The following is a 4,743-nucleotide window of genomic DNA, read 5'->3' on the forward strand; positions in this document are numbered from 1 at the left end:
GTGGTAGAAAAGAAGGTGGTAGCTTTAGAGACAGTCCACGAAGAGAAGGTGGTAGAAAAGAAGGTGGAATAAATAAAGAACGAGCAGATTCAAACAAGAAGAGAAACAAGTTTGGAAGAAGATAATCAATCATTTTTTTGGATCAAATCAGAAGGACAAAAAAAACTAGCAACAGAGAATATGATTCCAGGTAATCAAGTTTACAAAGAAAAATTAATTATCAAAAAAGGAGTAGAATACAGATTATGGGATCCATTTAGAAGTAAGTTAGCAGCATCCATAATGAATGGGTTAGATTATTTCCCATTTGAAAATAAAACCAAAGTATTGTATTTAGGAGCATCAACTGGAACTACAGTTAGTCATATTTCAGATATTGTAGGTCCAAGTGGAATAGTTTTTGGTGTTGAACATGCAAGTAGAGTAGCAAGAGATTTTTTGGACAGAGTTGCAACACATAGATCAAATATTATTCCAATTCTTCAAGATGCTAGAAAACCAAAAGAGTATTTTTCAGTGTTTGGAAAAGTAGATGTTGTGTATGTAGATATTGCACAACCAGATCAAACACAAATTGCAATAGATAATTGTGACATGTTTCTAAAAAAAGGTGGATTTTTCTTTTTAGTGATCAAAACAAGAAGTATTGATGTAACAAAAGCTCCAAGAAGAATTGTTGATGAAGAAATAGAGAAATTAAAAAATAAATTTGAAGTGTTGCAATCCATAGATTTGCATCCTTATGACAAAGATCACGCAATGGTAATTTCAAAATACAGAGGTTAGATATTTTTCATTATTTTCTGAACTGGTTTCCAACTTTTACGCACAAAACTGGGCATGACTTGATTTTTTTTGTAATATTCAGCAACAAATTTGACAGTTATAGGATCTGATGGATATCCACTTCCCAAATTATGATCTTTTCTTAATTTCATTATGGCTTTATCTCTAGTCACTTTAGCAAGAATAGATGCTGCAGATACTATGACAAATCTACTATCTGCATGATGGTATGATTTAATTTTATGATTATCAGACATTCGAGATATTTCTCGACCAAATCTAGCTGGATTGACATCACACGAGTCTACATAAGATGTATGAGAATTTAATTTAGAGACAACTTTGGCCATATATTTTGCTTCTAAATCATTTAGACCATGTTTCTTGACACTAACATCAATGGATTTAGAAGAAATTTTTGCAATATAGTAATCATCAACAATTTTAATAATTTTTTTATAAAGTTGTTCACGTAATTGGGGAGAAAGTTTTTTTGAATCTTTTACCCCTAGTGCAGATAATTTTTTCAAATTTTTTTTATCTAATGAAACTCCAGCTATAACCAAAGGTCCTAACATGGAACCACGTCCAGCATCATCAACCCCGCAAATTTGCACGAATTTTGTCTTAAAACACAAGTATTAAACTAATTTAACATCGTCAATTTTATACACCGTTACATATTTTGAGTGGTTTTCACCCAGAATCTAAAGAATTCAAAGTTGTTTAGTTAAAAGACTAAACTGGAAACTCTGCTTCTATTAGTCGTTCTTCAATGGTATTTCTGTAAAGGTGATTCAATGAATAAGTTCTACCTTGCTTTAATTTCAAAACTAATCGATCATTAACTAATTTCTTTAACTGCTTATCGACATTCTTACCATTGTTTTTGACTACCATTCCTAATCGTCTTTTCATTTTTTCATAGTTGGTATAGACTTCGCCCCACGCACCCTCTTGCCACAAATAAAACAAGATTGAATCTTGTATCTCCTTATCAGTCTGCGTGCTTTTAACCAATAGTACTCAAATGATACTATTCAAGAGTAGTCTTTAAGTAGATTGATCATAGTACGAATAGTATGGCAGAATCAGGCATAATTGCACTTTATGGGGATTCACCACGTATGAAAATGATTGACTTTTTCATGGTCTTCCCAAAAAATGAGTTCACTGTACCAGAATTAGTTGAAGGGATTGGTATGAGTCGCACTACTGCATTCAAAGAAATTAAAAAATTATTAGATAATGACATGATTATACAATCAGGCAATATTGGAAAATCACCCACTTACAAAATCAATACTAAAAGCCCAATAATCTATTCAATGCAAAAACTGGTTAGTCTTAGAAGTAAAAAAATTGCAACATCTCAAATACGTAGTACAACATTACAAAAAATACTAAGAAACCAAATGGTGGCAATAGATCAATTATACAATAGAGAAACAATGCTCAAAAATGAACTCAAGTTGACACGCAACATGATTAATGAAATACATGTACAATAATGATCTCTACGATTACGAGATAAAAGATCAGTTTTTTCAAATCAAAATTTTGATCTTTAGATTGATTTTGTGTTGCCATGACAGATCTAGATCATTGTGATCTATATCATTAGTGAATAATCACATTTTGAAAACAATTTTCTAAATATTTGATATTCAAAATTATGTATGGACCACAAGTATTAAACCATTATACGTTTTAAAAAAATAGAAAAATAATTGGAAATTCCTAATGAAACTTTTCAAGAAATAATTGAAGGTAAAACAAAACTTCTGGTTCCAAAAAAATCAATTACAGATAAAGTACCTCCCAAAAAACCAGCGTTTTTTAATCCAAAAGCAAAATTAAATAGAGATTTTTCAATAATTGCATATTCTGCTTTTCTAAATAAATTTGAAGGACCAAAAATCTTCTTAGAAGGACTAGCAGGAATTGGTGCAAGAGGATTACGAGTTGCAAATGAGTTAGAAATTGAAAAAATTGTGATAAATGATCTAAATCCATCCGCTCTTAAAATGGCCGAATATTCAGCAAATCTTAACGAATTAAAAAATATAGAATATTCTGAGAAAGAAGTGTGTAGATTTCTTAGTGAATACTCACAGAAAGGAAGGCGAGGTTCAATTACAGATATAGATCCGTTTGGTTCGCCTGCTGCATTTTTTGACTGTGGTATAAGAGCAACCATGCATGGAGGCATACTATCTACAGCTGCAACTGATCTTCAAGTTCTAAACGGCCTATTTCAAAACGCATGTAAGAGAAAATATGGCGGAATTCCAGTAAGAACAGAATATGGAAATGAAATTGCCATTAGATTGATTCTTGGTTGTCTTAGAACGGTAGCTGCAAGATTAGGTGTAGAAATAGTTCCCGTATTTGTTGAAAGTGAAATGCATTACTATAGAACATATGTCAAAGTGTTAAACAGACCAGATCAACAAGAGAATGTGGGATATATTTTACATTGTAAACACTGTGGACATAGAAAAATGGTATTAGAACAAGAGCAAGAATGTGAACTATGTAAATTAAAAATTAGTAGTGCAGGACCATTATGGATTGGAAGAATTTTTGACAAAGAGTTTATTCAAGACATGTTATTAGAAATTCCTAAATTAGAAGTAGATAAAGTATGTGAAAAAACACTTTCCAAATGTCTTGTAGAATCAGAAATGCCAGGAACGTATTTTACATTAGATGAGATTGCTTCAAAAATGAAAGCATCACCTCCAAAACTAGAAAACGCAATATTGAATTTACAAAAAAATAATTTTTTAGCTAGTGTTACAGCATTTAGTCCAACAGGATTTAGAACGAATGCCAACATAAATGAAATAATGGAGATTTTTGAAACTATCCAATAAAACCTAAACAGACATAGTATAATTCACTACTTTGTTGCCTACTAGCCTTAGGTTTTGTAAGATTAATTCTAGCAAATTTTTTCTTTATGTAATCTTTAAACTCCATTGAATATTCACCATCAAAAACTTTGAAAACAGCATTTCCTTTATGTGCCAAAACTTTGTCCATGATTTTTGTGCAATCATAATTCAAAGAAATTTGTTTAGCGTGGTCAACTGACCAGTTTCCACTAACTTGTGGAGAAAGATCACATATTACTGCATTGACTTTACGTCCAAAATAAGACATAATTTCATCAATAACATGTTCATCCTCAATGTTTTCTCGAATAATATGCGCTCCAGGAATTTCTTCAACATATGATAAATCAACACCCATAACTTTTCCTTGATTTCCTGCCAATTTAACAGCCATTTGTGTCCAACCGCCAGGAGCACATCCAAGATCCAAAACATAGAATCCAGGACCAATGAGTCGATATGAACGATTTAGTTCTTTTAATTTGAAAGCAGCTCTACTTCGAAAACCTTGTTCATGAGCTAATCTGCGGTATTGATCTTTTCGTGCATCTATTAGTTTCATTTAGATTTCACAGGTTTTTTCAAGTCTGCAATTACCCAATCTTCAATGAATTGACAATTTGTAGGACTAATCTCACCTTCAAGTGAACATTTTTGTTCTACAGGACAAACTAAACATGGAGCATTTTCAATAGATTGAGTACTGATTGGAGTCTTTTTTAAAATTAATTTGTAAGTCCAACGATTATTTTCAAGAAGTTTTTCTCTTGTAAGGGTACCCATTCTTTCAAGTTTTAATGCCAGACGAGAACCAATTTGATTACTTAGTTTGAGTTTTTTCCATAATTCACCTTGAAGCATTCCATCAGATTCGCGTTCAGCTAAAATATCACATACTTTGTTTGTCAATCTCTCCATGTCTACTTTTTCAATTTGAAAATTTTCAATTTCTTCATCAGAGAGTTGCTCTTCTAGTTCTTCTTCTAGAGTTTTTTCAGCTTCTCTTTTAGCTTCTTCCAATTCTTTTTTAGTTAGTTTTTTGGCTTTTACTGGTTTT

At 31.6% G+C, this 4,743-nt stretch carries 6 protein-coding genes and 1 pseudogene; 3 read left to right on the forward strand and 4 right to left on the reverse strand.

Features of this window, described 5'->3' with window-relative positions; genetic code table 11:
* The first annotated feature begins 111 nt into the window (after positions 1-111).
* Positions 112-786, forward strand: coding sequence for a fibrillarin-like rRNA/tRNA 2'-O-methyltransferase (locus WDZ98_RS08145; protein ID WP_368060655.1), 675 nt, complete (start codon positions 112-114; stop codon positions 784-786).
* Here the strand turns inward: WDZ98_RS08145 and rnhB are convergent.
* Together rnhB and WDZ98_RS08155 are read right to left on the reverse strand one after the other, a co-directional pair.
* Positions 783-1,403 carry a ribonuclease HII gene (rnhB, locus tag WDZ98_RS08150; RefSeq protein WP_368060653.1) on the reverse strand — a complete coding sequence of 207 codons (621 nt, stop codon included), beginning with the start codon at positions 1,401-1,403 and terminating at the stop codon, positions 783-785. The genes WDZ98_RS08145 and rnhB overlap by 4 nt on opposite strands.
* A 121-nt stretch (positions 1,404-1,524) precedes the next feature.
* Positions 1,525-1,806: a hypothetical protein gene (locus WDZ98_RS08155; protein ID WP_368060651.1), complete on the reverse strand. Its 282-nt coding sequence runs from the start codon at positions 1,804-1,806 to the stop codon at positions 1,525-1,527.
* Between the two features lie 62 nt (positions 1,807-1,868).
* On the opposite strand from WDZ98_RS08155, the gene WDZ98_RS08160 reads away from it, so the two are divergent.
* Both WDZ98_RS08160 and WDZ98_RS08165 read left to right on the forward strand, forming a co-directional pair.
* Entirely contained in the window at positions 1,869-2,297 is a 429-nt protein-coding gene (locus WDZ98_RS08160; RefSeq protein ID WP_368060649.1) for a hypothetical protein, read from the forward strand.
* A gap of 219 nt (positions 2,298-2,516) precedes the next feature.
* Complete coding sequence (locus WDZ98_RS08165; protein WP_368060647.1) at positions 2,517-3,665, forward strand: tRNA (guanine-N1)-methyltransferase; 1,149 nt, start codon at positions 2,517-2,519, stop codon at positions 3,663-3,665.
* Here the strand turns inward: WDZ98_RS08165 and WDZ98_RS08170 are convergent.
* Together WDZ98_RS08170 and WDZ98_RS08175 are read right to left on the reverse strand one after the other, a co-directional pair.
* Positions 3,655-4,248, reverse strand: coding sequence for an RlmE family RNA methyltransferase (locus WDZ98_RS08170; protein WP_368060645.1), 594 nt, complete (start codon positions 4,246-4,248; stop codon positions 3,655-3,657). The two genes, WDZ98_RS08165 and WDZ98_RS08170, sit on opposite strands and share 11 nt — an antisense overlap.
* Positions 4,245-4,743: pseudogene (locus WDZ98_RS08175) on the reverse strand (transcriptional regulator); the annotation flags it as partial. The gene WDZ98_RS08170 and the pseudogene WDZ98_RS08175, both read right to left, overlap by 4 nt.

It is taken from the genome of Candidatus Nitrosopumilus sp. (assembly GCF_040878665.1).
In the GTDB taxonomy this organism is placed as follows: domain Archaea; phylum Thermoproteota; class Nitrososphaeria; order Nitrososphaerales; family Nitrosopumilaceae; genus Nitrosopumilus.